The following is a 507-nucleotide window of genomic DNA, read 5'->3' on the forward strand; positions in this document are numbered from 1 at the left end:
CGGGCCGAGCTCACCGAGCAGCTGCTGGCCGTCACCGAGCTCGGCCGCACCGTCACGGAGGCCGAGCAGCAGGCCCGCGCCGAGCGCGCCGCCCGGAAGCCGCGCCACCGCGCCCAGGCGACCACCGCCGGGCCGGGCGCCCCCGCCGCGGAGCCCGGCTGGGCCGACGTCATCCCCGTCTCCGCCGTGGACGGCTTCCAGGTCGAGGCCCTCGCGGAGCTGCTCGTCGCCCGGATGCCCGAGTCCCCGGCGCTGTACCCCGACGGCGAGCTGACGGACGAGCCCGAGCTGACCATGGTCGCGGAGCTCGTCCGCGAGGCCGCCCTCGAGGGCGTGCGCGACGAGCTGCCGCACTCCCTCGCGGTCGTCGTCGAGGAGATGGTCCCGCGCGAGGGCCGTCCCGCCGACCGGCCCCTGCTGGACGTGCGGGTCAACGTCTACGTGGAGCGGCCGTCGCAGAAGGCCATCGTGATCGGCCGGGGCGGAGCCCGCCTGCGCGAGATCGGC

Annotated in this window: 1 protein-coding gene; it reads left to right on the forward strand. The window is 77.5% G+C overall.

The genetic code is table 11. The features are described 5' to 3' along the window. Positions 1 to 507, forward strand: a 507-nt coding sequence (locus RCG67_RS17520) for a KH domain-containing protein (RefSeq protein ID WP_368828104.1), incomplete at both ends; no start/stop codon positions are given.

The organism is Kocuria cellulosilytica (assembly GCF_040981245.1).
Classification (GTDB): domain Bacteria; phylum Actinomycetota; class Actinomycetes; order Actinomycetales; family Micrococcaceae; genus Kocuria; species Kocuria cellulosilytica.